We start from the raw sequence: 22097 nt of genomic DNA, 5'->3' as shown, positions 1-22097 counted from the left end.
CCGCCCGAAGCCGCGCCCGGCGGAAACAGCGCATCAACCGCCGCCAATATAGCAGGGGGCAGATCAAGGTGAATCGCCGCCAAATCCTCATCCAGATGGGCGATGTTGGTGGTGCCGGGAATCGGCACGATAGAGTCGCCCTTGGCAAGCAGCCAGGCGAGGCACAGCTGCGCGCTGCTGCATCCGGCTTCATCGGCCAGCATACGCAGCCGGTCGTAAAGATCGAGATTGCGTCCAAGATGGGGTGGCTGGAACCGGGGCATGCCGGTCCGCAAATCCCCCTCCTCCACCCCTTCCCTGCCGATCCGCCCGGCAAGCAGGCCCCGTCCAACCGGCGAAAAGGCGACAAAGCCGATGCCCAGTTCAGCGCAAACATCCAGCACCGCGATTTCGGGATTGCGTGTCCAGGGCGAATATTCGGTCTGCACGGCGGCAATGGGATGGACGGCATGGGCGCGCCTGATCGTCGGCGCGGACATTTCGGACAGGCCGATCGCGCGGATCTTCCCCGCCTCCACGGCGCGTACCAGAGCGCCCATCGATTCTTCCACCGGCACCTTGGGATCAAGCCTGTGCATATAATAGAGGTCGATCTGCTCCACCCGCAAACGCCGGAGCGCCTGGTCCAGCACCTGGGCGATCGCTTGCGGAGACCCATCGAGCACGCGCCGTCCGTCGACTTCGCCAAGCACGCATTTGCTGGCCAGCGTGAATTCGCCGCGCCGGTGCATCAATGTGCGGCCCAGCAATTCCTCATTCTGGCCAAAGCCGTAAATCGCTGCCGTGTCGAAGAAGGTGACCCCCGAATCGATCGCGTGCAGCAACAATCGCTCCGCCTGCTCCGGGTCCGGCGGTGGCAGATAGGCATGGCTGAGGTTCATGCACCCAAGCCCTATCGCCGATACGGAAAGCGGGCCCAGATGGCGGACCGGCAGTTTTGCGGGCATGTGCATCCCCAATCATATGCGCTTGCGCTGCTTAGCGGGCCGGAGCTTCTTGCCACGGCCTTGATGACGCAATTTTGACAATCAGGGCGGCCAGTTCAAGCCGCCGCATCATATTTCAGCAAAGATTGCGGATTTGAAGGATTTCTGCGATAGCATTCCCGATTGAGCTTCAACTTGGGCGTCGGGGTCGGAAATGAACGCAGTAGTGAGCCAGATCGGCGATCTGGCCGAAGCCGGCGAAAAGATGGTCGAAAGGCTGCGCCGCAAGGCTTTTCTGCCTGACAGCCGAAAGGAACTCAACGTCCGCTTTGGCATCGCCGAAGCCGCGCAACTGCTCGGCTGCTCCACGAATCGGATTCGCATGGCGGAGGAAGATGGCCGCCTCCCCCCTGCCCCGCCGACCGAAAATGGCAGACGTCCCGGTTACAGGGTCGAGGAACTGCTGAATATGCGGCAGGTGCTGGGCGCTTCGCCCGAACGCGCCCCGCTCGACATTCCCGCGATCATCGCAGTGCAGAATTTCAAGGGCGGCGTCGGCAAATCGACCGTCACCACGCATCTGGCGCATTATTTCGCGGTCCAAGGCTATCGGGTGCTCGTCGTCGATTGCGACAGTCAGGCGACCACTACCACTCTGTTCGGCTTCAACCCGCATTTCAATATCCAGCGGGAAGAGACGCTCTATCCCTATCTGTCGATCGATCCGACGCAGGTCGATCTGCTCTATGCGGTGAAGCATACCGCTTGGCCCAATGTCGATCTGATCCCGTCAAACCTTGAACTGTTCGACGTAGAATATGAGCTGGCGGCGGCGGGCAGCGACGGCGGTTCCGTCCTCGCTGCGCGGTTTCGCAAGCTCAAGCAGGGCCTGATGGACCTCGCCCGCCATTATGATGTCGTGCTGCTCGATCCGCCGCCAGCGCTGGGCACGATCAGCCTTGCGGTGATGCAGGCGGCGAACGCCCTCTTGGTCCCGCTCGCCGCGACGACGCCCGACTTCTGCTCGACCGTCCAGTTCCTCTCGATGATGGATCAGGTCATTAACCAGTTGCAGACGGCGGGTATTGAAGTCGATTATCAGTTCGTCCGGCTGCTCTGCTCGAAATTCGACAGCAATGATCCCAGCCACTCGATGGTCCGCGCGATCATGGAACAGAGCTTCGGCCCTGCCCTGCTCCCCATTCCCATCCTCGACAGCGCGGAAATCAGCCATGCGGCGCTGCGCATGATGACCGTCTATGAGCTCGAAAAGCCGATCGGGACGCCGCGCACCCACAAGCGCTGCCGCGCCAATCTGGACGAGGCCATGGGGCAGATCGAAGCGCTTGTCCGCCAGGGCTGGGGCCGCGTCGCGCCTGCGCGGGAAGAGGATATCGTCAATGCAGCGTGAGGCTTTGTTCACGCGGAGACGCCGAGGCGCTGAGATATGGCGCTCCGTAGGCGAAACTCTCTGCTCAACTGTTCGGTGCAGCGAAGCCGCACGCATGAAAGGTGCGGCTACGCCGCAGCCACAACTCCTCCGCGTCTCCGTGTCTCCGCGTGAACCAAAATCAACACTGTCCTACACGGACCTGTTCACCATATGTTCCCCGCGAATCGGAGGACAAGCCCATGGCGCGTAAGCAATCGGACTATCTGGCAGCGCTCTTGTCGGACGAGGCGGAAAACCCCGCCACCGCTCCAGCGATTGACAGCCCGCCTGTGGCCGAGGCCGAAACGTCGCCCCCCTCCCCTCCCCCGGCTCGCCCCGAGCGCGCGCGCGGCGCAACGCTGCTCGGCCGCGAAACGGCTCTTGCCCGGCTCGCGTCGGGCGAGGTGCGGCAAGTCACGCAATTGCTGCTCGATCCCGCCCGCGTGCGCATATGGCGCGGCAATGCGCGGCTATATTCGCATCTTACCGAGGACAATTGCCGCGAGCTGATCGACTCCATCATCGCGGAGGGTGGCCAGAAAGTGCCCGCGGTCGTGCGGCGGGTCGAGGGCGATCCGGACTATGATTATGAAGTGATCGCCGGCACGCGCCGCCATTTCTCGATCAGTTGGCTCCGCGCGCATAGCTACCCGGACATGATGTTCGTGGCGCAGGTCGCCCAGTTGGATGACGAGGCGGCCTTCCGTCTTGCGGACCTCGAAAACCGCGCGCGCAAGGACGTCACCGATCTTGAGCGCGCGCGCAATTATGCGGAAGCGCTCGGCATGCATTATGGCAGCCATCTGACGCGCATGGCGGAGCGGCTGAAGCTGTCCAAGGGCTGGCTCAGCAAGATGATCAAGGTCGCGGGCATTCCCGACGACATCATCGAAGCTTTCCCCTCGCCCGGTGATGTTCAGCTGAAGCCCGCTTACCCGCTGGCTCAGGCTCTGGACGATCCGAACGCTGCTGCGGCTGTCCGCGCCGAAGCAGTCCGGCTCGCTACGACACAACGGGAACGCCGCGTCGCCGGTGCTCCACCGATCCCGGGGGCCGAAGTCCTTAAACGCCTGCTCGACGCCCCGCGCGTGGCCGTGTCGCAGCCGAAGGAGGATCCCTTTACCTGGACCACGCGCTATGGTCGCCCTGCCCTCACCGTGCAGTCGGTTAATCGGCAGGGCATCACCATCCGTTTTCACGCGGGGTCGGGTGCCGACATGGAAACATTGGCAATGGCGCTCCGCGACACGCTCGAACATCTCGAACGGCAAGGGATGGGCTTGCAGCAGTGACGCGCTCGGGGGGGCATATCGGCAGAGCAGGAATGGAGCGGGACTTGGCGCTCGCCTATCCCTCACGCCCTGTTTCCCCGGGGAAACAACTTGCCCGTCCCGAGGAGGGCCTGCCCCTCCCCTCCTGCGGAATCCGTCTTTTCTCGCCAATTCATTCATTGTTTCCCCGGGAAAACACTGATTCCGCTCTGCCTTTGCCAAGGAACCACCCATGACCCGCAACGGCAAAGCAGAGCTTACGGACCAGTTTGAACTGTTCCTCCCCTACATCGCGGACATGCCGCTGCGCGATCAGCGAGAGATGATGGAGCGCCCCTTCTTCAGCCTCGCCAAGTCGAAACGGGTCAAGCCGATCGACTACACGTCTCCTGACGGCAAAGCCTGGGTCCATGTCTCCGCCAATCCCGATTATGGCATGGCCACCATCTGGGACGCCGACATTCTCATCTATTGCGCCTCCGTCCTCGCCGATATGGCGCGGCGCGGGGTCAACGACGTGCCGCGCAAACTGCATCTCATGCCTTATGATCTGCTGCGCGCAATCCACCGTCCGACGACTGGCCGCGCCTATGAATTGCTGGGCCAATCGCTGGACCGGCTCGTCTCCACCACGATCAAGACCAACATCCGCGCCGAAAATCGCCGGGAGGCAACCTTCAGCTGGCTTGATGGCTGGACCCAGCTTGTCGACGAACGCACCGAACGTTCGCGCGGGATGACGATCGAACTCAGCAACTGGTTCTATGAAGGCGTGCTGATGCAGGGCGGCGTCCTGTCCATCGACCGCGCCTATTTCGACCTGACCGGCGGCCGGGAGCGCTGGCTCTACAAGGTAGCGCGCAAGCATGCCGGTGGGGCGGGGGAGGGGGGCTTCTCCATTTCGATGCCCACCCTGTTCGAAAAGTCCGGCGCAGAAGGCGCCTATCGCCGCTTCAAGTTCGAGATCGCCAAGATCGCCGAACGCGACCCGCTACCCGGTTACACCCTGCTCCTCGAACAACCGCAGGGCAAGCGCGAGCCTTCCCTGCGCATGAGCCGCCGCATAGTGGAAGCGGCCAAGGCGACGAGCAAATCCCCCGCTGCAAAGCCCACGGCTACCAAAACGACGTCGGTGAATGGAGCGCCATCGGCAGCCCGCTTATCGGCAAAAGGCGACGCCGAGCCCTTGTTCGACGCTTCCGACGTGATCCGCCGCACCGTCACTGGTCTTTCTTCCCGAGTGACGGCCGGTGAATTGACGGACGCCACATTGGCCACTTTGCGCGCCGATTGTCCGGGTTGGGACTATCAGTCGCTCCATCAGGATTTCCGCAACTGGCTCGACGCTGATCCCACGCGCACCCCAGTAAACTATCAGAAGGCCTTCATCGGCTTCGTGCGCCGCTTCCACGAAAAGAACCGGCACACCCTCTGACCGCCCGCCGCAGATAAGACGGGGCCTCTGTTATCACCGTGACATTTCGTAAGCCGTTCCCGAAGTGTCGGTAGCGCTCCCCGCTTGATCGATCACAATTTCGAACGCATCTCTGCGACTACATTTCATCCACAGCTTTTGAACGACATTTAGCAGCCATCTTGCGCAACTGATTCAATCCCGGTGGAGAGAGCAGCTTCAGAACGGCACCATCGACATTCCGGGAACGGCACACGGTCTTTCAGGAACGATAGCCCGACACTTCAGGAACGCGTCACTCGACACTCCGGGAACGGATAGCCGACCTTTCGGGAACAGGCAGCTTGGCCCGACTCGTGCATCTTCAACGATTCGTGCCCTGCTCCTGCGGCCGTAACTCTCTAACTTCCTTATAAACCCTGTAACTAACCCGAGATTTTCTGGTTGTTGGAGAGAAGAGAAGAGGCAATCTGCGCGACCAACTTGGTCGCTCCCTGGTGCGAGATGCCGAGCAGGCGGGCGACCGCCATCTTGCTCAACCCGGGATAGGCCAGTTCCAGCCGCATCAGCAGGGGTGCCTTGCTCCGTTTGGTTACGGGAAGCTCGTCGGGCAGTTTCTTCAGCCTCGCCTCAAGCCGGTTCAATTCTGCCAACCCTTGCGCTGCCTGCCTTTGAATCATGCTGAACAGCTGGCCCGTCAGCGTCGGCGCATCAATGCCGGGAAAACGGGGAAGGTCGACGAATGAGGGCAACCGCCGCAACGTCAGCCCAGATGCCTCGAGGGCAGCTGGAACATGCGCCGCGATTACCCATCCAAGGTCTGGCTGGCGCGGGTCGATCTGCAACTGCCGCCCATCCGCGGTCGTCAGCAACTGACCACCGCTGGCTGGCGCGGCCAAGCCCTCCCGCGCAGCGATGAGCCGCTCCGCCACGGCGTGGACACTCGAAGCAGGGTAGGGCGCCTCCACCAAGGCTTGGACGGCCCGCCAGGCAGGACCGAAGCGCGCCAGATCGTCCGGCGCCCATATTTCAGCTTCCTTCCGGTCGTCCAGAAGCTGCCGCGATATATTGAGTGTCGCGCGCGCGATGGGATCTCGTTGGCTTTCGCTGGCCGAAAGGGCGAAATGGACAAGCGCCGCGATCGACAGCGGGTCGTTCAACCCCTCACTATGCCGTGGGGGAGGTGTGCGGCCGCAAATCCAATCCTCCAGATCCCTGACATCGATCGGCACCGACGCCACGCTGGCAAGTGCCGCAGCGCCCTTCACCCGCGCTCGCGCGAGCCAGATGTCGGTCGCAGGACTGTTGGCAAGCCGTCCGTCCAGCCTTCCGAGCAATAATAGCGCCTGCTCTGCAGATGACGAAAAACCCAGCATTCATCGGGCTTAGCAAGATAAGGCGTACAACCAAACAGATATGTTGGTTGCAGGTGCTTTTTGGTGCGTTATGGATGCAGCAGACCTGCGAGGCAGGGCTAACGGGAGCAGATCAAAAAGCGAAAGCACGTCTGAAATTCCATCACCATGAAAAGTAACCATAAAAATGAGATTTTTTCATCATGCCACAGAACCAAGCCGGCATTTGGGCGTTACGGCTGAAGGATCGATCCCGACAAAGGCAAACCGATGGTGACATCGGGACGCAAAGTTTCCGGCCTTGCTTGCAAGGTAGCGGGGCCGCCGAAGGAGCCGAGGTTCAGGTTAAATCAGTGCACGTCCGTCGTCACTTATAAATATAATAGGGCAGCGCATCTGCACGCCTCATGCCTATTCGACCCGTTCGCGTGGCCTCGTCTGCGTCAGCAAGCAATGCTGGATCAGATAGGAGAAGGTTTGTGGCACACGGACTACCCAGCGATCGAACGGCGCGGAAAAGCGCATTTGCAACCCTGGCCGCATGTTCCGGCCTCATGCTGGTGCTGAGCGCCTGTGAAAGCAGCGGCGGCACGCGCATCGCGACTGTTGGAGCAAGTAACCCGGGTTCAGGCTCGGGCAGCGGCGGGAGTGGCGGCGGTACAGGCGGAGGATCGGGCACTGGAACGGACGGCGGTTCCGGAACAGGTGGCGGCACTGGCACCGGCGGTGGAACAGGCGGATCGGGAACGGGAGGCGGGAGTGGTTCGGGCTCTGGCGGAACAGGCAGCGGCGGCGCGACAAGCGCTGCTCTCGGCCAACTGTCTCCCGTACTGGTGACCGCAGGCAATGCTGTGCTCGGCGTTTCGGACGGGCAGGGCAGTGTGACGACCCCGGTGGCAACCGCGCTACCCTTGTTGCAACCTGTGACCGGCACGATCACCCGCGTTCTCACCGATACCGGCACGGTGCTCGTGGATGCAGGCGAGGGCCGGACGCTGTTGCTTCAGGGCGCTCAAGGCGTCGTAGGCGATCTGGTCAGCATCGATGTTGGCGGCCGGACCGTCATAGAAGGGCTGAACGGCACGACAGGCGCGATCGGCGTCGGTATGCTCGGCAATACGCAACCGGTGGGCACTGTCGCCTCCGTTGGCGTGCTGAACGCGGGCAACACCGTGCTTGCCGACGTGAATGGCATAGCCGACGTCCGCGTCACCAATATCACCGCGCCCACCGGCGGCATTGCGTCCAATTTGCTTGATGTGGCGCTGGGCGGCAATCAATTGCTGGGTAACGGAAGCCCCGCCGTCGTCGAGGCGAACCTATTGCCCGGCGGCTTGCCGGCGACCGGCAGCGGAAGCACTGGCGGACTGCTCGCGCCCGTCACATCGGTCGTCAATGGCGTGACCTCCACCACATCGGGCCTCACCTCGACCGTGCAACAAACCGCCGGGCAGGCTCTTGCGCCCATTGGGGTGGCAGCAGGCGCCACGACAGGTGGAGCCACTGCTGGAGCGGGCGCGACGGCATCTCCAGGCGGGCTTCTCGCGCCGGTGACGGGCACCGTGTCCGGGACGCTCAATAGCCTGACGAGCGGGCTGAACCTCACAAGGCCCTGACCATCCTTCCGGAGGCGCGCTGCTGATCGTGCCTCCGGACACTTCTTCCCAGGACATTCCTCTATGATGGCTGCGCTTATCTCGGCTGCGGCGCCCTGGCTGCTGGCTGCCCAGACTTCCCCGACCTCGCTTGCTCCCCCGCTGATCGAACAGGCGACGCAGCCTCGGCCCGGGGAGGGGCAGGGCCAGCGAGTGCCGCCGCCCACGTCCGGCCGCATAGCCGTGCAGGCGGGCGACAATAGCACGATCATCCAGGCCATCGACTTTGTCGGCGTCGAGGCTCCCGAACGCGTTGCCCAGGCAGCAAAGGCCTATCTCGGCAAGCCAGCGTCGGGGGAAAATCTCAAGGCGCTCGCGGAGGCCGTGTCGAAAGCCTATAGCAAGAGCGGCGTCGCGCTTTACACCGTCGCCATTCCCCAGCAGGATTTGTCCAGCGGCCGGGTGAAGCTGTTGCTCGCCGAAGGCTTTGTCGAGGATATCACTTATCCCAAGGGCGCCAGTCCGCTCGTCCGCGCCTATGCCGAGCGGCTGCGCAAGGAAAAGCCGCTCAGCCGCCGGTCGTTGGAGCGCTATCTGTCCCTGATGCGCGACATTCCGGGCGCGAAGGTCGATGTGGGCCTCAATAGGGGGAGGGAAGCAGGCGCCGTTCAACTGTCCGTCACGCCGGAACGCAAATACAGCAATTTCAGCTTCGGCATCGACAATCGGACCCAGGCAGGCCTGGGCACCGGCCAACTCCGCGCGACGGGCCAGCTTTTCAGCCTGCTGCGGGATGGCGATCGCACCGATGTCACCTTGCTCGCGGCGACCGACCTCAAGCGCTATCGCTATGCCGGGCTCAGCCATCAAACACCGCTGGGTTCGGACGGCCTGACCTTCGGCCTTGCAGCTTCCCATCTGGACACAAGGCTGAAGGATTTTCCGATCACTGGCAAAGCCTGGACGCTCGGAGCCTCGCTCAGCTACCCGATAATTCGAGGCTACAAGCGTAATCTTACCGTCAGCGCTGGCTTGGACGGGTTGAACAGCGATGCTGCGCTACTGGGTTCGGTGCTGTCATCAGATCACATTCGGGCAGCACGCGCGGCGGTCGGCTACTCGGCTATCAACGAAAAAAGCGTTTTCAGCGCGTCGCTTAACCTTGGCCGCGGCCTCGATATCCTGGACGCGCGCGGTACGCCGGGCTTTACCGATCCTGTCTTTACCAAGGTGACGGGCCGGGTGGGCTATGACCGGATGCTGGGCAAGCGTTTCGTCGGACGGCTGCGCCTCGCCGGACAATATAGCGCGGACCGGCTTTCAGGAAACGAGCGCTTCGCGATCGGCGGTCCCGAATTCGGCCGGGCGTTCGATACGGCGGTGCTCAGCGGCGATCGAGGTGCGGCAGGATCGCTGGAGCTGGCGTGGCGTCCCGACATCGCCGCCAAGCTCAAGGACAGCGAAGTCTACGGCTTCATCGATGGCGCAAAGATTCGCGTGCTCGAACGCGCGGCCCTGCCCGCCGCTGACTATGACCTTGCCTCGGCAGGCGGCGGGGTACGGATCGTCTACAATCCGCACGCGTCGCTCAGCCTGGAAGGCGCGCGGGTGATCGACCAGGCCTTTGCGGGCGGAGATCGCGGCTGGCGCTTCAACATCGGCTGGTATGTGAAGCTGCGACATTAAGGCGCTACAGCGCCGCCTTCCAATGATCGTTCAGCGTCCCGCCGGGTCCATCAAGCGGATCGGAGGCGGGGAAGGGGAGGGTGGTCATGCGTTCCCGCGCCTCCTCGTCAGGCGCGGCGCGGCATATGTCCCATTGCTGCCCCTCGGGATAACCGCCGACGACCAGGAAATCCTCGCTGCTCTTCAGCGCGCAATGTCCCGTGCCGGTGGGCAGCAGCAGGGCGTCCCCCGCGCTCACGTCGATCTCGCGCCCGCCGGGGCCGCCGATCATCAGCAGCGCCGTGCCCGCCGCGATGCCCAGCACCTCATGCGCAGTCGAATGATAATGATGATAGTCATAGATGCCGTCGCGCCACTGCGCGGGCCATCCATGCCGCGCAAAGGCCTCTTCAAAGGCGCGCGCCGTCTCCTCGCACGATGCGGGAGCAATCGCACGCCGGTAGAGGATGACCGGCAGGCGGCCATTGTTCGGCACCCAATCATGTTCCGCCAGCAAATAGGTTTCGACCTGCACGCGCGCCTCCTTGGTGATCGGGGGTGAAAGCGCCGAACCGGCAATCGCGATCCATGGTTCCGCCGTCATTCTTCTCACGCTTGAAACGCGAGCCGTGCCGCGCCATCTGTCCGGCGGCCAAAATTCATTGGAGGGCATGAAAGAAACGCCATGACGAACCCGACCGACGTTGCTCCTGAAACCCGTTCCTTCGAAGCTGACGTAGCCAAATTGCTGCACCTGATGGTGCACTCGGTCTATTCGGACAAGGATGTGTTCCTGCGCGAACTCATCTCCAACGCCGCCGACGCCTGCGAGAAGCTGCGCTATGAGAGCCTCAGCGATCCTGCGCTCGCTGCTGGCGGCAGCCCGCAAGTGACGGTGACGCTCGATCCCGAAGCGCGCCAGCTCATGATCGAGGATAATGGCATCGGCATGAGCGAGGCCGAACTGGTCGAGGCGCTCGGCACGATCGCACGTTCGGGCACGAAGGCGTTCATGGAGCGTGTCGCCAGCGCCAAGGATGCGGAAGGCACACAGCTGATCGGCCAGTTTGGCGTCGGTTTCTATTCCGCCTTCATGGTGGCCGATCGGGTCGATGTCCTCTCGCGCCGGGCAGGTTCCGATCAGGCGGCGCGCTGGTCGTCAGATGGCCTTGGCACCTACACTGTCCAATCCGCCGATACAGGCGAAGCCCCGGAACATGGCACGCGCGTCCTGCTGCATCTGAAGGAGGATGCGGCGTCCTATACTGAACGCTATCGCGTCCAGCAGATCATCAAGGATCAGTCCGGCCATGTGCCGGTGCCGATCTTCCTCAAGGAAAAGCCCGATGCGGAGGCCGAACAGATCGCGGATGGTGCTGCGCTCTGGACCAAGCCCAAGAGCGAGATCAGCGCCGAAGAATATACCGACTTCTATCGCAGCGTCGCTGGTCAGTTTGACCAGCCCGCGCTGACGCTGCACTATCGGGCCGAAGGGCTGCACGAATATTCCGTGCTCGCGTTCATTCCCAAAATGAAGCCGTTCGATCTTTTCGATCCGGACCGCACCGGCCGCATGAAGCTGTATGTCCGCCGCGTCTTCATCACGGACGAGGCGGAGATATTGCCGCGCTACCTTCGCTTCGTGCGTGGTCTGGTGGACTCGAGCGACCTGCCGCTCAACGTTTCGCGCGAGATGATCCAGCAGAGCCCCGTTCTCGCCGCGATCCAGAAGGGCGTCAGCAATCGCGTGCTCACCGAACTGGAGAAGCTCTCCGCCAATGATGGCGAGGGCTATATCAAATTCTGGGACAATTTCGGTGCGGTGCTGAAGGAGGGGCTGTACGAGGATTACACCCGGCGCGAGCAGTTGCTCGGCCTAGCCCGCTTCAAATCCACGGCATCCGGCGAAGGCTGGCGTTCGCTCAAGGACTATTCTGCGAGCATGAAGGAGAACCAGACGGCGATCTACTACGCCACCGGCTCCGATCTCGACCGGCTCGCTTCCTCTCCGCAGCTGGAAGGTTTCCGCGCGCGCGGTATCGAGGTGCTGCTGCTGACGGATCAGGTAGACAGCTTCTGGGTCACCGCTGGCGTCGACTATGACGGCAAACCCTTCAAGTCGGTGACGCAAGGCCTTGCCGACCTCAGCCTCATCCCTATGCCCGAGGGTGAAACGGAGGCGCCCGTTGCGTCGGAGGAAGTCAGCAGCTTCATCGATTTCGCGAAACAGCTTTTGAAGGACCAGGTATCGGATGTCCGGGTGTCCGAACGGCTGACTGAAAGCCCCGTCTGCCTCGTGGCGGCCGAACATGGCATGGACCGGCAGCTGGAAAAGCTGCTGGCCGCTGCCGGTCGGGGCGGCGGCGCTTCGGCGCCTGTGCTGGAACTCAATCCGCGCCACAACCTCATCGTCGGGCTGAGCGGCCTCCAGAACGGCAGCAGCCTGCGCGAGGATGCCGCGTGGCTGCTGCTGGACGAGGCGCGGATTGCCGATGGCGAACTGCCCGCCGATCCGCGCGCCTTTGCCGAACGGCTCGGGCGGGTAATGGCGAAGGCTTTGGGCTAGAAACGATCGGCTGGCCCGGCGTCGTTGCCGGGCCAGCCAGCATCAGGCGAGCGTCACGAAGATTTCGGCCTCTATCAGCCACTCGCCACGAAGTTTACGCCATTTCGCGCTGTAGATGCCTGACGCAGCGGGCTCCTGCGAGTCTGCGGCAACGCCCTTCCATTCACCCTGTTCCATCGCGATCGGCTCAACCGGCGAGACGGTTATGCTGGTCGGCATCCGAACATAGACAATGCGGCCGGGTGAAGCGAATTCGCGCTTCCATGCCATCAACTGCGCCCTGCGGCCCGTGATGACCCCGCTGTCGCTGCCAGTCACAAGTATCGCTCCGGACGACAGCAGCGGCCCAATCGCGCTCAGGTCCATGTCTGCCAGAGCGCGGTTGAACGCCGCCCGCTGCATTCGGATCGCAAGGTCGCAGGATTGGGTCACGCATCACTCCGATCTGACTGGCCGCTGTCACCCGCTATGACGGAGCGCCCGCTGTGCCGCAAGGATAGGGGCCGAAGCAAAACCGGCCGCCGTTCTTTCCCGTCGCTTTGGCGCTGCTCCGGTAAGCGGGCTCCGACGATGGGAACACGCTCCCCGCCAAGCCGTTAGCCCCAGCAGATACAGCATAGGAGGCCGACCATGGATGCCCGGCGGATCAGCCTTGGCCTGGGAATTTTCTCAATTGCTCTGGGCGTGGCCGAAATAGCCGCGACCCGCCGGATTGCCCGCGCCCTGGGCAATGATCATCGCGCGGGGCGCACCACCTTGCGCGTCTTCGGCGCGCGGGAGATGCTCGCCGGGGCAGGATTGCTCGCCGCGCCAGCGCATTCGACGCTGGTGTGGAACCGGGTGGCAGGCGACGCCATGGATTTGGCAGCCCTTGGCCTCGCCGCTCGCAGGGCGCCGCGCCATCGCGGCGTCTGGGGAGCCGTCGCCTTCGTCGCGGGAGCCACCATCATCGACGCACTTGTGGCGCGGGCTCTCGACAAGGAAACGGGCAAGGCCTTCCCCGCCCGCCGGGATGCGAGCCGCACGCAGCAGGTGCGGCATCTCGGCCGCCAGATGCATGATGCTGATCATCATCCCACCACGATCGAGCCTGAGGACATGCCCTTCGTCCGTGCGCCCGAAGTGACCCACCACTGACGAGGATTTCGCTACCATGATCCGCAAGCTCGCCTTTCTCGCCGGTGCAGGCTTCATCGCCAAGAAGCTGTTCGACCGATCTCGCTCCGATGCGCAACTAACGCCCGGATCAACAACAGCGCGGTCCCGTCCCAGTCAGGCGTCTACCGAGCCCTCGACCGGTCATGTTCCCGCCGATCTGCTGGGTGACAGCCATCCCGATGGCACCGTCAGGGCGGAGGAGCATTATCGCCCTGATCCCACCGCGCCCGTCCCGCCCGAGGACCGCGAAAGCTTGCGCCCCGTCACTGCGCCTGCTCCCCACGATCCGCCTGGCCGCTAAGCCACGACAAAGATGCAACCGCCTGCATGAAAAGGCGTTAATGCCGGCATGACTGGCGGTGCGGCACGTTCCTCGCTTTGGCGGGAGGCAATGGATTTTCTCACGTCGATTGATATGGTGACGGCCGTGGCGGAGGCATGGCTGAATGACCGGAATTTTTGATCGCGTTTCCACCGGCAATGCTGGGCTGGACCTGGTGCTGGGCGGCGGCCTCCCTGCCCAGCGGCTCTATCTCGTGGAAGGTGCGCCCGGATCGGGTAAGACCACCCTTGCCCTCCAATTCCTGTTGGAAGGGGTTAGGGCTGGCGAACGGGCACTATATGTGACCCTTTCTGAAACGAGCGAAGAATTATCCGTTGTGGCCGCCTCTCACGGGTGGAGCCTCGACAATGTTGACCTGTTCGAACTTGCTTCAGCCGAGTCGGTGCTTGGCATAGGGCGCGATCAGTCCATACTTCACAGCTGGGAAATGGAGCTGGGCGGCACGATCGACCTGATCCGGGAAGAGGTGCAGCGGATCAAGCCGCGGCGCATCGTGTTCGACAGTCTTTCCGAATTGCGGCTGCTCGCACAGGACCCGCTTCGCTATCGCCGCCAGCTGCTGTTCCTGAAGCAGTTCTTTGCTCAGATCGACACGACTGTCCTGCTGGTGGACGACTTGACCGGCGGCGCAGGCGTCCGCGATAATCACCTGCACAGCCTGTGCCACGGCGTCATCACGCTAGAGCGGCTGACACTGGATTTCGGAGCGGCCCGGCGGCGGATGCAAATCCAGAAGATGCGGGGCGTCGATTTCGTCGCGGGATACCACGACATGATCATTCGCAAAGGCGGCATCGACATCTTTCCGCGCCTCATCGCGTCCGATCATCATGCGCCGTTCGTGGGTGATCCGGTGCCGAGCAAGATCCCCGAACTGGACGCCATTCTGGGCGGCGGTCCCCAGCGCGGCACTACCACGCTCATCACCGGCCCGGCTGGCGCAGGTAAGACGACACTGGCCTTGCAATATGTGGTTGCCGCCTGCGAACGGGGCGAAAATGCGGTCATCTACGAATTTGACGAGCGGATCGGGACGCTGATCAGCCGCGCCAAATTGTTCGGCACCGATCTTCAGGCATTGATGGATGACGGCAGGCTCGTCATCCGCCAGATCGATCCAGCCGAGGTGGCGCCCGGGGAATTTGCCTCAATGGTCCGGCGCGAGGTTGAGGATCGGAATGCGCGCATCGTGCTTGTCGACAGCCTCAATGGCTATCTCGCGGCCATGTCGCAGGAACAGCAGCTCATCCTTCAATTGCATGAGCTGCTGTCCTACCTCAGCCATCGCGGCGTCGTGACTTTGCTGGTCAATCCGCAGCAGGGCTTCTTCGGATCGATGAGCGCCGACGAACTTAACGTGTCCTACATCGCCGACATCGTCATCCTCCTGCGTTTCTTCGAAGCGGAGGGCCGCATCCGCAAGGCGCTGTCCGTGATCAAGCATCGCAGCGGCGCGCATGAGGACTCGATCCGTGAATTCCGCATCGATTCTCACGGTGTTCGGGTAGGCGCACCCCTGTCCGACTTCCGGGGCGTGCTCACCGGCACACCGCAATATCTGGGCGCTGCCTCACCGTTGATGGAGGACCGCCCCGGCCGTGCATAAGGCCGCATCCCCGTCCCTTCGGGTCCTTGTCAGCGCACCTTATGGCAGCGACGCAGAAAGCGTCACGCGCCTGCTTGAGGGCGAGGGGCATCCCGTTCAAATATGCCCTACGTTAATTGACGTGGCGCACGCCATCGACGAGCAAACCGGGGTGGTGCTGGTCACCGAAGAAGCATTGTTGGCCAATCTCGAACCGCTACGGCTGGCGTTGGAGGCGCAGCCTGCCTGGTCCGACGTGCCCTTCGTGCTTCTCGCAGGGCGGCAGGCGGGACGGTTTGCGTCCAGCGAAGCGGTCAGGCGGCGGCTGCCGGACAATGCACTGAGCGTCATCCTGCTGGAGCGGCCGGTCAGCGGAGAGTCGCTCATCAGCGCCGTCGCATCCGGCATCAGGGCACGTCAAAAGCAATTGCTGATCCGTGATCAGTTCGCAGCGATTGATGCCGAACGCAGCCGTCTGAACACGCTGCTGGAAAACCTTCCGGTGGGCGTCGCCTTCGTCAATGCCGATGGCAGCACGCTGCTGTCCAATCCTGCATTTCGCCGCTTCCTGCCCAGCGGCGAAATTCCCGCCCGGCTGCCCAATGCCGAGGAATTGTGGGAAGGTTATGAAGAAGATGGCAGCCGGATCACGCGTGATCGCTTCGTCACCATGCGCGCGCTCAGGGGCGAGCTGGTGCGGGGCATCGAATTCCTCCACCACCCGCCAGACAGGCCATCGGTATGGACGCGGGTAAGCGGCGTCCCGCTCCGGGACCCCAGCGGCTCGCGTGTCACCGGCTCCATTTCCGTAATCGTCGACATCGACGAACAGAAACGGGGCCAGCAGGCGCTCGCAGAGGCCGCTCAGCGGCTGGAGCAGGAAGTCGATGTTCGCACGCGTGAATTGCGCGATGCGCTCGCTCGGCTCGAAGCCGAAGCGGAAGAGCGCGCCCGTGCAGAGGAAGCTCTGCGGCAGGCGCAGAAGATGGAGGCGGTCGGCCAACTGACGGGCGGCATCGCGCATGATTTCAACAATATGCTGACCGGGATCATTGGAGCGATCGACATATTGAAGCGCCGGATCGCCAGCGGTCGGCTGGACGATCTTGAACGGTTCATGGATGCCGCGAGCACGTCGGCCCAGCGCGCGGCTGGGTTGACCGCGCGGCTGCTTGCCTTTTCACGGCGGCAGTCGCTCGACAGCCGGCCGACCGATGTGTGCAAGCTGATCCATTCGCTGGAGGATTTACTCCGCCGTACCATGAGCGAATCCATCGAGGTGGAGATCCTCTCATCCTCGCCAACGCTACCTCCGGCGCTGGTGGACGCAAACCAGCTTGAAAGCGCGATCATCAATCTCGCCATCAACGCCCGCGACGCGATGCCGGATGGGGGCCGACTGACACTGTCCTGTGAAGAGGTGGAACTGGACGAAGAATGCTGCGCCCGCAATCCGGGTGTCGCACCGGGCCGCTACATCATGGTCGGGGTTTCCGACACGGGCGTCGGCATCGATGGCGATACGCTCGACAAGGTGTTCGACCCATTCTTCACTACCAAGCCGATCGGGCAGGGGACCGGCCTTGGCCTGTCGATGGTCTATGGTTTCGCCAAGCAGTCCAATGGACTTGTTCGCATCGATTCACAGGTGGGGGAGGGAACGATGGTCAAGATATTCCTGCCTGTCGCCGATATGCAGCCCCATGAAGCGCCCGCCGAAAGCGCGGCCATCCATCATGGCGACGGTCAGTCCGTGCTGCTGGTCGAAGATGATGAATCCGTGCGACTTCTTGTACGCGATGTACTGGAGGAGCTTGGATACGAGGCGACCGAAGCCGCAGACGGGCAGCAGGCCGTGCGCATCCTGGAATCAGGCCGCCGCTTCGACCTCATGATTTCGGATGTCGGCCTCCCGGGGATGAACGGGCGGCAACTCGCCGAAATCGCACGGGAGCATCTGACCGACCTGCCGATCCTGTTCGTGACCGGCTATGCAGAAGGGGCAGCGGTGCGCGGCGGCTTCCTGTCGGATAACATGCAGATGATTACAAAGCCGTTCCAGATTGAAATGCTCTCCGCCCGCATCCGCGAAATGCTGGAAAGCTGATCGACCGATCTCGCCCCATGCGACCAACGCGCCGCTGGAACGTTGATACCCTACAAGTGAGGAGCAGGACATGCCGGCGATCGGCTGGAAACTTGATGAGGCGGAGCGCTCTTCCCTGCTTGATCGCTTTCCGCCCCTCTGGCCGGACGTCATTGCGGATCACATCACGTTGGCGTCCGGCGTGCCGCAGGACGCTCCGCTGCCCGAGCCGCAGCAGGCGGAGATCGTCGGCAGCATCAGCGACGGCGAAGGACTTCAGGCCCTGATCGTCGTCGTAGGCGGGAACAGCGGGCGGCCTGACGGCGGCACCTTCCACATCACCTGGTCCCTCGACCGCAGCCGGGGCCGGCAAGCCGTGCAAAGCAACGACGTCATCGCAGACTTGGGCTGGAGGCGATTGCCCGAGCCGGTGCCGATCAAGACTGCGCCGGCTCGTTTCTAGACTATTCCCCAAGGTAGAAGCTATGATCTGCGGTTTGTATCTGAGCAACAACCATTTTGCATTGATCCGCGCAATTGAGGCTCCCCTATGATCACGCTCCATCATTTGGCTTATTCCCGTTCAACCCGCATTCTCTGGGCTCTCGAAGAGCTAGGCATCCCCTACGAAATGATCATGTACCAGAGGGATGAAAGCTTTCGTGCACCGCCGAAGCTGGCCGCGGTGCATCCGCTTGGCAAAGCACCGGTCTTGATGGACGATGGTCTGACGATTGCTGAATCCGGAGCGATACTGACTTATCTCAACGACCGCCATGGAGGAGGGCGCCTGGCGCCAGTGCCAGGCACCGACGCGCGCGCGTTGCACGACGAGTGGCTGCATTATGTCGAAGGATCCGCGGCCTTCCCGATCATGCTCACGCTGATTGGCGGGATGGTGGGAGGGCTGCAGGAGGGCCTATCGAGGTTCGTCATTCCTGAGCGTTCCAAGACACTGGCCTACATCGCGGAACGGATTGGGGATGGTCCCTGGCTGCTGGGCGCAGAGTTCACCATCGCCGACATCCATCTCGCATATCTCATCGAACTGGCGGACCCAGCCGGCCTGCTTGCCGAATATCCGCAGCTGCGCGATTATGTGGCCCGGTTCAAGGCGAGGCCTGCCTATCAGAAGGCGGTCGCCCTGGGTGGCCCGGTGGTTCCTCCAGGTGCGTAGCCGCCGGAGATGGCCTGACGAGCATAGGGATCAGGGTGATCTGCCGGCCGCGAGATGAGAGATGCGATAATAAGGAGGGGAGCATCATGAACGAGCCCGCACTCACGGCCGTGAAGTTGCAGACGTCAAACCTTTCAGCGTGCGAGTCTTTCTTCGGCACCGTCTTCGGCTTCGAGGTGATACACCGTTATGGTGGCAAGCCGGGTGAGGCGTTCGAGGAAATTGTGATGACCTTGGGCGGTCGGAAAGGACCGATGCTGAAATTCATTCAGCTTTGCGACCGGTCAAATGTTGCTACGGGAGCGACCATCCAGATCGCGGGGATCAATGTTGATGAGGCCGTCGTGGCAGCAACAGCAGCGCATGCGACGGTCATTATGGAGGCGAAAGACTATGTCGATGCCGGAGTCCGCATGGCGGTGATAAGCACAGATCAGGGCGTCGCTGTAGAACTTGTTCAAACTCTGTGAACCAGCGCGATGGATGTGCGCGGCTCGCGTTCGATAAATTGTTGGTCAGCGCCCAGGGTCACCGCTTGAGCCGGACCACCGTCTGATCCAGGATGGAGAGAAAGCGAGACCGATCCGCCTTCGCGAACGGCGCTGGTCCACCAAGACCATCACCCATCGCTCCCGCGCGTAAATCCGCCATGATGGCCCGGGTCGCAACGGCATTGCCGATGGAAGCGCTGGTGAATTGCCTACCTGTTGGCGCGACCACCGCCCCGCATCCGGCCTTCAGACATCGGTCGGCCAGCAATATGTCTGCGGTTATCACGACAGAGCCTGCATCCACATGCTCCACGATCCAATCGTCCGCTGCATCAAATCCGTCACTCACCACCACGCGCGAGATGAGCGGATGTGCCGGTATGCGAATGGGACTGTTGCTGACGACGATGACAGGCACGTCGTATCGCCACGCGACTTTGTAGGTCTCATCCTTTACCGGACAAGCATCAGCATCAATGAGGATCTGGGGCATCCAGCGGATGTAGAGGCGATCGCCTGAAAAAGGGAGAGCCTTCGACAATGTCTGAAACGTTGCCGATGAAGGCACCTGTGCAGACGGCTGGTTGCGCCGCGCGCCCATGCCTGCAATAGCCGCGCGCCCGCCTTCATCCTTACTATCGCATGGACAGCAATCATGACTTCGCTCGCTCGGTCGGCCGGCATCGATTTCGGCACCACTAATTCGGTCGTTGCACTCGGCGGCGTGGATGGCGAGGCGACCATGGTGGGCTATCCGGCGCCTGGCAACAGCGGCTCCATCTTCCGCTCCGCGCTGTGCTTCTGGGAGGATGATGCCGCGGCCGGTGGCGTCGCAAAGGAAGCCGGGCCGTGGGCCATCGCCGAATTCCTGGAATTTCCCCAAGGCAGCCGCTTCCTGCAATCCTTCAAATCCGTCGCGGCGAGCAAGGCGTTCGAACATGCCACCATCTTCGAAAAGCGGCTGCGTTTCGAGGAACTGGGTCATGTGTTTCTTGATCGCTTACGGGCGCACGCCGCCGACGCATTGAAGGATCTGCCGTCGCGCGTCGTCGTGGGCCGCCCGGTGCGCTATGCGGGGCAGCGCCCGGACAGCGCGCTTGCCCGCCAGCGATACGACCTCATGTTCGCCGCCCTCGAACGGGAAGTCCATTATGTCTATGAGCCGCTGGGTGCCGCCTTCAGTTTCGCCGCGCGGTTGGACGAGCCCGCCACCCTGCTGGTCGCCGATTTTGGCGGCGGCACCAGCGATTTTTCCGTCGTGCGGATCGAAGCGCCGGGGGCCGCGCGACGCTGCACGCCGCTTGGTTCCGCAGGTATCGGCATAGCGGGTGATCGCTTCGATTATCGCATCATGGATAAGCTGGTCCTGCCGATGCTGGGCAAGGGCGGCACCTATACGTCCATGGGCAAGGTGCTGGAGATACCGGCGGGCCATTTCGCCGATTTCGGCGACTGGGCCCGGCTGGCGCTGATGCACAACCGGCGCACCCTGGCCGAGCTGGAGAAGCTGAAGCGGGCGGCGAGCGATCCTGCGGCAATTGGCCGGATGATCGCCGTGGTGGAAAATGAGCTTGGCTATCCGCTCTATGACGCGGTCGGCCGGTTGAAGCGGGCGCTTTCGACCGACGAGCACGCGCATTTCCATTTCGACAGCGCCGGGGTGCAAGTCGAGGCGGATGTCAGTCGCGCCGATTTCGAAAGCTGGATCGCCCCCGACCTCGCACGCATCGCTACGACGGTCGACGTGGCGCTCGATCGGGCTGGGATCAGCGCGAACGCGATAGACCATGTCTTTCTGACCGGCGGCTCTTCGTTGATTCCTGCCGTGCGTCGCTTGTTCGAGGCGCGCTTCCCCACCAGCCATATTGCGAGCGGCGATGAGTTGACCTCCATCGCCCATGGCCTGGCGCTTATCGGCCAGCAGGACAGTATCGCCGAATGGACGGCGAGTGACGATGAAGCAGAGCAGGTCTGAACCATGGCCCTGCGCCGCTACCAGGGGAAGGCAGCGCAGGATCTGGCGCATGCAAGCTGGGATGCCTGTGAATTGGGAGGCGGACCTGAAAGGCGAAATGGCTTCAAAGGTCGATGCGGACCCGTCCGACAGTGTCGCGCAGATCAAATTGGTCAGCGGATATGTCTGCGCTGGCAAAAAAATCTGGTCGGTGACGACATAGGTGCGCGTATCGCTCGTAATGTCATATGCAGTCCGCACCTCCATCAGATGCGTTAACCGAAAGCGATGAACACGCCGCTCAGTAGCACTCCGACGGCGACGCCTGCGGACAGGTCTTGCGTGGCCACGGTAACGACCACCGTCGCGTTGTCCGGCGGACCGGCGGCCAGAATAGTCACCCGAATTTTGACCGGCTCCTAAGGCGCTCGTAGGTCCAACGCAATTCCATGTCGGGAGGTTTTATTCTTCACGTGGAGAATGCCTTTGCCGGAGAGCCAAATCCTATGATCTGCCAGTCATCTTTTTGGTCATGCCAATATAGGTCCTGTATACTTCGGCTTCGATTCCCAAATTGGGCTACAATGACCTAAAGCTGCCTATTTATGCTGCTTTGCTTCCCACGGCCATCTTCCTGCACAAGGGTTCGCAACGCCCTAATTCGCTCTCTCCTTTGCTAGTTCCGGTGGCATTGACCGGAACGCGAATTTGCGGCAGCGTCTCAGTTTCCGTTGATCACCTTCGCTCGCTCGGCTGGCGTGAGCGCTTCGGCATTGATATCGGACTCGTCGATCGCCTCTTCGCGCGCTTCCCCCGCCTCGCGGGTGGCGTCCGCCTTGGCCTGCATCATGTCCTCGGCAGTGCCGCTCATATTGTCTGCCATGGCGTCCATCTTGTCGGCCTTATTCTCTGCGGCTTCCTGCGCCTGTTCGCCCAACTTGTCGTCACCCTTGCCGCCGCACGCCGCAAGGGTCAGGCCCATGCCGATAATAGCTGCCAAGGTCGTTGTGCGCTTCATAATCTCGCTCCCTTTGTTGAACCAGCTTAACGTCCAACAGCGGACTTTGCTCCGCGCCATC

21 protein-coding genes, 1 riboswitch and 1 other annotated feature (1 of these 23 cut by a window edge) are annotated in these 22097 nt (G+C 62.4%); of the genes, 15 read left to right on the top strand and 6 right to left on the bottom strand.

Going from position 1 to position 22097, the window contains the following annotated elements; translation table 11 throughout:
- On the bottom strand, positions 1 to 947 hold the 5' portion of the coding sequence (locus tag ACYU8T_RS15970) for an aldo/keto reductase (protein ID WP_461160253.1). It extends 73 nt beyond the left edge of the window; only the first 947 of its 1020 coding nucleotides appear in the window; it begins with the start codon at positions 945 to 947; its stop codon lies beyond the left edge, outside the window.
- A 193-nt stretch (positions 948 to 1140) separates the two neighbouring features.
- Here ACYU8T_RS15970 and ACYU8T_RS15965 point away from each other — a divergent pair, with 193 nt between their 5' ends.
- From ACYU8T_RS15965 to ACYU8T_RS15955, 3 genes are all read left to right on the top strand, one after another.
- Positions 1141 to 2337, top strand: coding sequence for an AAA family ATPase (locus tag ACYU8T_RS15965; RefSeq protein ID WP_461160252.1), 1197 nt, complete (start codon positions 1141 to 1143; stop codon positions 2335 to 2337).
- Between the two features lie 221 nt (positions 2338 to 2558).
- Complete coding sequence (locus ACYU8T_RS15960) at positions 2559 to 3650, top strand: ParB/RepB/Spo0J family partition protein (RefSeq protein ID WP_461160251.1); 1092 nt, start codon at positions 2559 to 2561, stop codon at positions 3648 to 3650.
- 211 nt (positions 3651 to 3861) lie between these two features.
- The gene (locus ACYU8T_RS15955; protein WP_461160250.1) at positions 3862 to 5064 is read left to right on the top strand and encodes a replication initiator protein A; all 1203 of its coding nucleotides are present in this window, start codon (positions 3862 to 3864) and stop codon (positions 5062 to 5064) included.
- A gap of 404 nt (positions 5065 to 5468) precedes the next feature.
- Here ACYU8T_RS15955 and ACYU8T_RS15950 read toward each other — a convergent pair whose 3' ends face one another.
- A complete protein-coding gene (locus ACYU8T_RS15950) occupies positions 5469 to 6419 on the bottom strand; it encodes a hypothetical protein (RefSeq protein WP_461160249.1) in 951 nt (316 codons plus the stop codon).
- 230 nt (positions 6420 to 6649) lie between these two features.
- A riboswitch (cyclic di-GMP riboswitch) is annotated at positions 6650 to 6727 on the top strand.
- Positions 6728 to 6958: 231 nt separating this feature from the next.
- Between ACYU8T_RS15950 and ACYU8T_RS15945 the strand changes: the two genes are divergently transcribed.
- Together ACYU8T_RS15945 and ACYU8T_RS15940 are read left to right on the top strand one after the other, a co-directional pair.
- On the top strand, positions 6959 to 8014 hold the full coding sequence (locus tag ACYU8T_RS15945; protein WP_461160248.1) for a hypothetical protein: 1056 nt from the start codon (positions 6959 to 6961) through the stop codon (positions 8012 to 8014).
- Positions 8015 to 8080: 66 nt separating this feature from the next.
- Positions 8081 to 9679 (top strand): ShlB/FhaC/HecB family hemolysin secretion/activation protein, encoded by a 1599-nt coding sequence (locus ACYU8T_RS15940; protein WP_461160247.1) that lies wholly within the window; start codon positions 8081 to 8083, stop codon positions 9677 to 9679.
- Positions 9680 to 9683: 4 nt separating this feature from the next.
- Here ACYU8T_RS15940 and ACYU8T_RS15935 read toward each other — a convergent pair whose 3' ends face one another.
- Positions 9684 to 10262: a cupin gene (locus tag ACYU8T_RS15935; protein ID WP_461160246.1), complete on the bottom strand. Its 579-nt coding sequence runs from the start codon at positions 10260 to 10262 to the stop codon at positions 9684 to 9686.
- Positions 10263 to 10343: 81 nt separating this feature from the next.
- Between ACYU8T_RS15935 and htpG the strand changes: the two genes are divergently transcribed.
- The gene (gene htpG / locus ACYU8T_RS15930; protein WP_461160245.1) at positions 10344 to 12224 is read left to right on the top strand and encodes a molecular chaperone HtpG; all 1881 of its coding nucleotides are present in this window, start codon (positions 10344 to 10346) and stop codon (positions 12222 to 12224) included.
- Positions 12225 to 12266: 42 nt separating this feature from the next.
- On the opposite strand, the gene ACYU8T_RS15925 is transcribed toward htpG, so the two are convergent.
- The gene (locus ACYU8T_RS15925; protein WP_461160244.1) at positions 12267 to 12656 is read right to left on the bottom strand and encodes a nuclear transport factor 2 family protein; all 390 of its coding nucleotides are present in this window, start codon (positions 12654 to 12656) and stop codon (positions 12267 to 12269) included.
- A gap of 198 nt (positions 12657 to 12854) precedes the next feature.
- Here ACYU8T_RS15925 and ACYU8T_RS15920 point away from each other — a divergent pair, with 198 nt between their 5' ends.
- The 7 genes from ACYU8T_RS15920 to ACYU8T_RS15890 all read left to right on the top strand — a co-directional run bounded on the left by ACYU8T_RS15920 (position 12855) and on the right by ACYU8T_RS15890 (position 19043).
- Positions 12855 to 13361 carry a hypothetical protein gene (locus ACYU8T_RS15920; protein ID WP_247230196.1) on the top strand — a complete coding sequence of 169 codons (507 nt, stop codon included), beginning with the start codon at positions 12855 to 12857 and terminating at the stop codon, positions 13359 to 13361.
- Between the two features lie 16 nt (positions 13362 to 13377).
- A complete protein-coding gene (locus ACYU8T_RS15915) occupies positions 13378 to 13683 on the top strand; it encodes a hypothetical protein (protein WP_461160243.1) in 306 nt (101 codons plus the stop codon).
- A gap of 145 nt (positions 13684 to 13828) precedes the next feature.
- A complete protein-coding gene (locus tag ACYU8T_RS15910) occupies positions 13829 to 15331 on the top strand; it encodes an ATPase domain-containing protein (RefSeq protein WP_461160242.1) in 1503 nt (500 codons plus the stop codon).
- 121 nt (positions 15332 to 15452) lie between these two features.
- Positions 15453 to 17417 (top strand): response regulator, encoded by a 1965-nt coding sequence (locus ACYU8T_RS15905; protein WP_236575214.1) that lies wholly within the window; start codon positions 15453 to 15455, stop codon positions 17415 to 17417.
- 70 nt (positions 17418 to 17487) lie between these two features.
- Positions 17488 to 17859 carry a hypothetical protein gene (locus ACYU8T_RS15900; RefSeq protein ID WP_461160241.1) on the top strand — a complete coding sequence of 124 codons (372 nt, stop codon included), beginning with the start codon at positions 17488 to 17490 and terminating at the stop codon, positions 17857 to 17859.
- Positions 17860 to 17946: 87 nt separating this feature from the next.
- A complete protein-coding gene (locus ACYU8T_RS15895) occupies positions 17947 to 18573 on the top strand; it encodes a glutathione S-transferase family protein (protein ID WP_461160240.1) in 627 nt (208 codons plus the stop codon).
- An 86-nt stretch (positions 18574 to 18659) separates the two neighbouring features.
- Positions 18660 to 19043 carry a hypothetical protein gene (locus tag ACYU8T_RS15890; RefSeq protein WP_461160239.1) on the top strand — a complete coding sequence of 128 codons (384 nt, stop codon included), beginning with the start codon at positions 18660 to 18662 and terminating at the stop codon, positions 19041 to 19043.
- 58 nt (positions 19044 to 19101) lie between these two features.
- On the opposite strand, the gene ACYU8T_RS15885 is transcribed toward ACYU8T_RS15890, so the two are convergent.
- The gene (locus tag ACYU8T_RS15885) at positions 19102 to 19557 is read right to left on the bottom strand and encodes a YaiI/YqxD family protein (protein ID WP_461160403.1); all 456 of its coding nucleotides are present in this window, start codon (positions 19555 to 19557) and stop codon (positions 19102 to 19104) included.
- A gap of 162 nt (positions 19558 to 19719) precedes the next feature.
- On the opposite strand from ACYU8T_RS15885, the gene ACYU8T_RS15880 reads away from it, so the two are divergent.
- Positions 19720 to 21039 carry an Hsp70 family protein gene (locus ACYU8T_RS15880; protein ID WP_461160238.1) on the top strand — a complete coding sequence of 440 codons (1320 nt, stop codon included), beginning with the start codon at positions 19720 to 19722 and terminating at the stop codon, positions 21037 to 21039.
- A gap of 49 nt (positions 21040 to 21088) precedes the next feature.
- Positions 21089 to 21241, top strand: coding sequence for a hypothetical protein (locus ACYU8T_RS15875; protein WP_461160237.1), 153 nt, complete (start codon positions 21089 to 21091; stop codon positions 21239 to 21241).
- 144 nt (positions 21242 to 21385) lie between these two features.
- Positions 21386 to 21441: a sequence feature (sul1 is cis-regulatory element that is thought to sense ions involved in sulfur or methionine metabolism; They are found in Alphaproteobacteria), on the bottom strand.
- A gap of 298 nt (positions 21442 to 21739) precedes the next feature.
- Here ACYU8T_RS15875 and ACYU8T_RS15870 read toward each other — a convergent pair.
- Positions 21740 to 22036 carry a hypothetical protein gene (locus ACYU8T_RS15870; protein ID WP_461160236.1) on the bottom strand — a complete coding sequence of 99 codons (297 nt, stop codon included), beginning with the start codon at positions 22034 to 22036 and terminating at the stop codon, positions 21740 to 21742.
- Positions 22037 to 22097: the final 61 nt, after the last annotated feature.

The organism is Sphingobium sp. TomMM35A, assembly GCF_054771735.1.
Note: the sequence above shows the minus strand (reverse complement) of the source record. Positions and strands in the feature narration are given on the sequence as shown.

Coding starts and splice junctions, on each gene's coding strand:
- ACYU8T_RS15965 (WP_461160252.1), top strand. CDS start 1,141: ATGAACGCAGTAGTGAGCCAGATCGGCGATCTGGCCGAAGCCGGCGAA.
- ACYU8T_RS15960 (WP_461160251.1), top strand. CDS start 2,559: ATGGCGCGTAAGCAATCGGACTATCTGGCAGCGCTCTTGTCGGACGAG.
- ACYU8T_RS15955 (WP_461160250.1), top strand. CDS start 3,862: ATGACCCGCAACGGCAAAGCAGAGCTTACGGACCAGTTTGAACTGTTC.
- ACYU8T_RS15950 (WP_461160249.1), bottom strand. CDS start 6,419: ATGCTGGGTTTTTCGTCATCTGCAGAGCAGGCGCTATTATTGCTCGGA.
- ACYU8T_RS15940 (WP_461160247.1), top strand. CDS start 8,081: ATGGCTGCGCTTATCTCGGCTGCGGCGCCCTGGCTGCTGGCTGCCCAG.
- ACYU8T_RS15935 (WP_461160246.1), bottom strand. CDS start 10,262: ATGACGGCGGAACCATGGATCGCGATTGCCGGTTCGGCGCTTTCACCC.
- htpG (WP_461160245.1), top strand. CDS start 10,344: ATGACGAACCCGACCGACGTTGCTCCTGAAACCCGTTCCTTCGAAGCT.
- ACYU8T_RS15920 (WP_247230196.1), top strand. CDS start 12,855: ATGGATGCCCGGCGGATCAGCCTTGGCCTGGGAATTTTCTCAATTGCT.
- ACYU8T_RS15915 (WP_461160243.1), top strand. CDS start 13,378: ATGATCCGCAAGCTCGCCTTTCTCGCCGGTGCAGGCTTCATCGCCAAG.
- ACYU8T_RS15910 (WP_461160242.1), top strand. CDS start 13,829: ATGACCGGAATTTTTGATCGCGTTTCCACCGGCAATGCTGGGCTGGAC.
- ACYU8T_RS15900 (WP_461160241.1), top strand. CDS start 17,488: ATGCCGGCGATCGGCTGGAAACTTGATGAGGCGGAGCGCTCTTCCCTG.
- ACYU8T_RS15895 (WP_461160240.1), top strand. CDS start 17,947: ATGATCACGCTCCATCATTTGGCTTATTCCCGTTCAACCCGCATTCTC.
- ACYU8T_RS15890 (WP_461160239.1), top strand. CDS start 18,660: ATGAACGAGCCCGCACTCACGGCCGTGAAGTTGCAGACGTCAAACCTT.
- ACYU8T_RS15885 (WP_461160403.1), bottom strand. CDS start 19,557: ATGCCCCAGATCCTCATTGATGCTGATGCTTGTCCGGTAAAGGATGAG.
- ACYU8T_RS15880 (WP_461160238.1), top strand. CDS start 19,720: ATGACTTCGCTCGCTCGGTCGGCCGGCATCGATTTCGGCACCACTAAT.
- ACYU8T_RS15875 (WP_461160237.1), top strand. CDS start 21,089: ATGCAAGCTGGGATGCCTGTGAATTGGGAGGCGGACCTGAAAGGCGAA.
- ACYU8T_RS15870 (WP_461160236.1), bottom strand. CDS start 22,036: ATGAAGCGCACAACGACCTTGGCAGCTATTATCGGCATGGGCCTGACC.